Below are 5,074 nucleotides of genomic sequence, written 5' to 3'. Positions count from 1 at the left end.
CTTCTGGTCGTCGTACGGACCCACCCACTCGGCAGCGTCCAGCGTGCCCTTTTCGAGGGCCTGGTAGATTTCGCCGCCCGGGATGCTTTGGGGCACCGCGCCCATTTTTTGCATCACTTCGCCGATCAGGCCGCCGCCCAGGCGCATCTTCATGCCCTTGAAGTCATCGGGGGACTTGATTTCCTTGCGGAACCAGCCGCCCATCTGGGTGCCGGTGTTGCCGCCGGCAAAGCTGACCATGTTGTAGCCGGCGTAGAACTCGTTCATGAGCTTGCGGCCGTTGCCATGCAGCATCCAGGCATTCATCTGGCGCGCGTTGAAGCCGAAGGGCACTGCCGAACCCAGCGCGAAGGCGGGGTTCTTGCCGTAGAAGTAGTAAGGCACGGAGTGGGCCATTTCCACGGTGCCTTGCTGCACGCCGTCCACCACGCCGAAGGGAGGCATCAGCTCGCCGCCCGCGTGCACCGAAATTTCGAACTTGCCGCCGGACATGGCCTTGACGGCCTTGGAGAACACGTCAGCCCCGCCATAAATGGTGTCCAGCGACTTGGGGAAGCTGGAGGCCAGGCGCCAGCGGATGGCGGCCTGCGCGTGGACGGCGGGTGCCACACCTGCGGCCAGCACGCCAGCAATGCCAGCCTGCTTGATGATTGAGCGACGATCCATGAGGTTCTCTCCGATGTAGTGATTGCGAAACTTGGGCGCACGCGTTGTGCGCGGCGTGCCAAGGACTTTTAAGCCGGCTTCATTGTAGAAACATGCCCCCCTGCGGTTTTGGGGGTTTTCCCGCGAAAGCTCTCACAGGGGCGCGGGGCTTCAGGCTTTTGCAAGCATGTTGCCCGGCTTGTGGCCCCGGCGGCAGGCCGTCTCAGGCCCCCGGCACGGGTTGCGCGGCTGGCAGGAAGCGCTGCTCGATGGCCCGCTGGATGCCGTCGGCATCCAGCCCCTGCAACGCCAGCAGGCGCGCCGGGTCACCGTGCTCGATGAACACGTCGGGCAGGCCCAGTTGCAGCACCGGGCGCACGAGGCCCATGGCGTTCAGGGCCTCGGTCACTGCGCTGCCGGCGCCGCCCATCACCGCGCCCTCTTCCACCGTGACCAGCGCATCGTGGCGCTCGGCCACCTCGCGCAACAGGGCTTCGTCCAGCGGCTTGGCCCAGCGCATGTTGACGACGGTGGCGTCCATGCGCTCGGCCGCCTGCAGCGCCGGATACAGCAGCGTGCCGAACGCCAGGATGGCAATGCGCGGCGCGTCGCCGCGGGCCCCTGCTGCATTGCGCTCGCGGCGGATTTCACCCTTGCCGTAGGGCAGCCCGTCCAGTGCGGGCAGGGGCGCCACGCCGGCCCCGCTGCCGCGGGGGTAGCGCACGGCGACGGGATGGTCTTGTTCAAAGGCCGTGGTGAGCAGCTGGCGGCATTCGCGCTCGTCCGCCGGGCAGGCCATGGCCATGTTGGGAATACAGCGCACGAACGGGATGTCGTAGGCGCCCGCATGGGTGGCGCCGTCTGCCCCCACCAGGCCGGCGCGGTCCAGCGCGAAGACCACCGGCAGGTTCTGCAAGGCCACGTCGTGGATGAGCTGGTCGTAGCCGCGCTGCAGGAAGGTGGAGTAGATGGCCACCACGGGCTTCACGCCTTCGCAGGCCATGCCCGCGGCGAAGGTGACGGCATGCTGCTCGGCGATGCCGACGTCGTAGTACCGGTCGGGAAAGCGCTTTTCAAACTCCACCATGCCCGAGCCTTCGCGCATGGCGGGGGTGATGCCCACCAGCCGCCCGTCGCGCGCGGCCATGTCGCACAGCCACTGGCCAAAGACCTGGGTGAAGGTCTGCTTGGGCGGCGTGGCAGGCTTGGTCAGGCCGACGCTGGGGTCGAACTTGCCCGGGCCGTGGTAGGCCACCGGGTCGGCCTCGGCCAGCTTGTAGCCCTGCCCTTTCTTGGTGACCACGTGCAGGAACTGCGGCCCCTTGAGGCCCCGGATGTTCTCCAGCGTGGGGATGAGCGAATCCAGGTCATGCCCGTCGATGGGGCCGATGTAGTTGAAGCCGAATTTCTCGAACAGCGTGGCCGGCACCACCATGCCCTTGGCCTGCTGCTCCAGGCGCTTGGCCAGTTCCAGCAGCGGGGGCGCGTTCTTCAGCACGCTCTTGCCCACGTCGCGGGCCTTGGCGTAGAACTGGCCGCTCATCAGCTGGGCGAGGTAGCGGTTGAGCGCGCCCACCGGCGGGCTGATGCTCATGTCGTTGTCGTTGAGCACCACGAGCAGGTTCGCGTCGGCCACGCCAGCGTTGTTCAGCGCCTCGAAGGCCATGCCGGCCGTCATGGCGCCGTCGCCGATGATGGCCACGGCGTGCCGGTTCTCGCCCTTGCGCTGGGCCGCCAGCGCCATACCCAGCGCGGCCGAGATGCTGGTGGACGAGTGCGCGGTGCCGAAGGTGTCGTACTCGCTCTCCGCGCGCTGCGGAAAGCCCGAGATGCCTCCCAGCTGGCGCAGGGTGTGCATGCGGTCGCGCCGCCCGGTCAGGATCTTGTGCGGGTAGGTCTGGTGGCCCACGTCCCACACCAGCCGGTCGTACGGAGTCTGGAAGACGTGGTGCAGCGCGATGGTGAGTTCCACCGTGCCCAGGTTGGAGCTGAGGTGCCCGCCGGTCTGCGAGACGCTCTGCAGCACGAACTCGCGCAGTTCGGTGGCCAGCGCCTTCAGGTCTGGCCGCGAAAGCTGGCGCAGGTCTGCCGGGTCGTTGATGGTCTGCAGCAGGGGATAAGACGTCGTGGACATTTACTACACTTTTTATAGCTGCCAGCGCTTGTCAATCAAGCGCCAGAGGCCAATTTTTCTTGAAACTCACCACCGCGGGGAAACAGGGCATGGGCGGGCGGCGCATCAAGGGCTGCGCTCAGTGCGAGCGGGACACCACCATCTCGGCCAGCGCGGCCAGGGCGCGCGTGTCCGCCAAGCCGCTGCGGGCCAGTGCCGACTGGGCCTGCCCCAGCAGTTCCTGGGCGTGGGCCTGTGCCCGGGCCAGGCCCAGCAGCGACACGTAGGTGGGCTTGTCGGCCGCGGCATCCTTGCCCGCCGTCTTGCCGAGCGTGGCGGAGTCGGCCACCACGTCCAGGATGTCGTCCACTACCTGGAACGCCAGGCCCATGGCCGCGCCATAGTCGGACAGGGCATCGCGCGCGGCAGCGGGTGCCGGCCCGCAGGCGGCCCCCATGAGCACGCTGCCCTGCAGCAGCGCCCCGGTCTTGAGCCGGTGCATCTGGCGCAGCTGCTCTTCGTTCAGCGCCACGCCGACGCTGGCCAGGTCGATGGCCTGCCCGCCCGCCATGCCTGCCGAGCCCGCGGCGCGAGCCAGCAGGCGGCACAGGGCGGCCTGGGTGGCCGCGGGGATCAGGGTGGCATCGGGCGTGAGCAGCTCAAACGCAAACGCCTGCAGCGCGTCGCCGGCCAGCAAGGCCTGCGCCTCGCCAAAGCGCACGTGCACCGTGGGCTTGCCGCGGCGCAGGATGTCGTTGTCCATGCACGGCATGTCGTCGTGCACCAGCGAGTACGCATGGATCAGCTCGACGGCGCACGCGGCGCGCAGGGCCGCATCGTCCATGGCCGCGCGCAGGGCCGCATCGCCCATCGCGGCACCCACGGCAGGCGCGGCTTCGCCAGGCGCCCCGCTGCACACCGCCTCATAGGCCGCCAGCACCAGCAGAGGCCGCAGGCGCTTGCCGCCGTCAAGCACGGCGTAGCGCATCGCGTCGCCCAGCCCGGCGGGCGCATCCACCCCCACCCACTGCGACAGCGCCTGCTCGACGCGCGCCAGGTGGTGCTGGCTCCAAGGGCTTATCTCGAAAGACCCGGCCGCAGCCGTCAGGGGCACAGCGCTCATTCCTGGTTCCATGGTTGCAGTTGGCCTTCATCCAGGATCTTGATCTGGTCCTGCACCGCCTCCAGCCGCTGCCGGCAGAACGCCAGCAGCGTGGCGCCGCGCTGGTAGCCCGCCAGCATCTGGTCCAGCGGCAGCTGGCCCGCCTCGATGCGGGCCACAAGCTGCTCCAGCTCTTCCAGGGCCGCCTCGTAGCTGGCAGGTTCGGCGGGCGGTGCTGGCGGGGTGGTGGCCTTGGGCATGGAGAAGCAATGGCGCCGGTGCGCTGGATGAAAACCGCCCATTTTAGGCGCTGCCCCCACTTCGGGCGGGGTGGCCGCCGCGCAATGGAGGCCACGCTCCAGTCGGGGGAGGCCGCCCGCGGCCACGCAAGCCTTGATCTGTGTCCACTACGATGCTTTTCAATACACGTAATCGGGGTGCGGGAATAACCCCACCGCCTATAATCCCATTCCCGTCGAGCCGGCTACCCACCCTAGCCGGTTTTCTTTTTCCAGATGCGTCTTCATCGGCGCACCTCCCGCACTCTCTCTGTGGGGAGTCTTTAGGTCAGGTCACCCATGTCTGATTTAAGTCTTCAACTGCAGCAGGCCGCAAGCCAACTACCAGTTTCGAGCTACTTTGACGAGGCGCTGTTCCAGCGCGAGCTGGAGACCATCTTCCAGCGCGGGCCCCGCTACGTGGGGCACTCTCTGTCGGTTCCGAACGAAGGTGACTATTACGCACTGCCCCAGGAGGGCGAGGGGCGCGCGCTCGTGCGCAACGCGCAAGGCGGCGTGGAGCTGATCTCCAACATCTGCCGGCACCGCCAAGCCGTAATGCTCAAGGGCCGCGGCACGCTGCAGGGCCACGGCAAGGGCCATGCGGGCGGCAACATCGTGTGCCCGCTGCACCGCTGGACCTACAGCCCCAAGGGCGAGCTGCTGGGTGCGCCCCACTTTGCGCACGACCCCTGCCTGGACCTGAACAACTACAAGCTGCGCGAGTGGAACGGCCTGCTGTTCGAGGACAACGGCCGCGACATCGGCGCCGACCTGGCCGGCATGGGCCCCCTGGCCGAGCTGTCGTTCGAGGGCTTTTCGCTCGACCGTGTGGAGCTGCACGAGTGCAACTACAACTGGAAGACCTTCATCGAGGTCTACCTGGAGGACTACCACGTCGGGCCGTTCCACCCCGGGCTGGGCAACTTCGTCACC

The 5,074-nt window shown here is 67.8% G+C and carries 4 protein-coding genes and 1 pseudogene; 1 reads left to right on the top strand and 4 read right to left on the bottom strand.

All coding sequences use genetic code 11. The features are described from left to right. From LWW96_RS13855 to LWW96_RS13840, 4 genes and pseudogenes are all read right to left on the bottom strand, one after another. Positions 1-666 (bottom strand): annotated as a pseudogene (locus tag LWW96_RS13855) (ABC transporter substrate-binding protein); the annotation flags it as partial. A gap of 202 nt (positions 667-868) precedes the next feature. After that, positions 869-2,779, bottom strand: coding sequence for a 1-deoxy-D-xylulose-5-phosphate synthase (gene dxs / locus LWW96_RS13850; RefSeq protein ID WP_291487942.1), 1,911 nt, complete (start codon positions 2,777-2,779; stop codon positions 869-871). Between the two features lie 118 nt (positions 2,780-2,897). Continuing rightward, positions 2,898-3,881: a polyprenyl synthetase family protein gene (locus LWW96_RS13845; protein WP_291487940.1), complete on the bottom strand. Its 984-nt coding sequence runs from the start codon at positions 3,879-3,881 to the stop codon at positions 2,898-2,900. Beyond that, positions 3,878-4,120, bottom strand: coding sequence for an exodeoxyribonuclease VII small subunit (locus tag LWW96_RS13840; RefSeq protein ID WP_291487938.1), 243 nt, complete (start codon positions 4,118-4,120; stop codon positions 3,878-3,880). Before LWW96_RS13840 ends, LWW96_RS13845 begins: the two co-directional genes overlap by 4 nt. A gap of 318 nt (positions 4,121-4,438) precedes the next feature. Here LWW96_RS13840 and LWW96_RS13835 point away from each other — a divergent pair. After that, positions 4,439-5,074, top strand: a 636-nt coding sequence (locus LWW96_RS13835) for an aromatic ring-hydroxylating dioxygenase subunit alpha (protein WP_291487936.1), incomplete at its 3' end; no start/stop codon positions are given.

This window comes from Acidovorax sp. (assembly GCF_021287135.1).
GTDB lineage: Bacteria > Pseudomonadota > Gammaproteobacteria > Burkholderiales > Burkholderiaceae_C > Acidovorax.
Note: the sequence above shows the minus strand (reverse complement) of the source record. Positions and strands in the feature narration are given on the sequence as shown.